Source organism: Streptomyces sp. NRRL F-5126 (assembly GCF_000721265.1).
Classification (GTDB): Bacteria; Actinomycetota; Actinomycetes; order Streptomycetales; family Streptomycetaceae; genus Streptomyces.
Window position 1 is genome coordinate 1 of record NZ_JOFZ01000068.1, and the last position, 508, is coordinate 508.

The 508-nt window shown below is 67.5% G+C and carries 1 protein-coding gene; it reads right to left on the minus strand.

From position 1 onward, the window contains the following. Window positions 1-508 (minus strand): acyltransferase domain-containing protein (locus tag IH48_RS33925; protein ID WP_037844057.1); only part of this gene is annotated, 508 nt, incomplete at both ends.

Sequence of the window (508 nt, forward strand, 5' to 3'; positions counted from 1 at the left end):
GGGATGGTGCGGGCGTCGATGTGTTGGGTGGTGCAGGTGGTGGTGAGTTCGGTGAGGGCTTGGGTGTCGCCGGAGACGATGGTGGTGGTGGGTCCGTTGTGGGCGGCGATGCTGATGCGGTTGTTCCAGGGGGCGATGAGGGTGGTGGCTTGGTCGGCGGGGAGGGGGAGGGAGACCATGCCGCCTTGTCCGGAGAGTTGGCGTAGGGCTTGGGAGCGGAGGGTGACGATGCGGGCGGCGTCGTCGAGGGTGAGGATGCCGGCGGTGTGGGCTGCGGCGATTTCGCCTTGGGAGTGGCCGATGACGGCGTGGGGTTGGATGCCGTGGGATTGCCAGAGGGCGGCGAGTGAGGTCATGGTGGCGAAGAGGACGGGTTGGACGACGTCGATGCGGTCCAGGGTGGGTGCGTCGGGGTGTTCTTGGATGACGTCGAGGAGTGACCAGTCGGTGTGTGGGGCGAGGGCGTCGGCGCAGGCCTGCATGTGGGTGCGGAAGACACTGCTGGTCT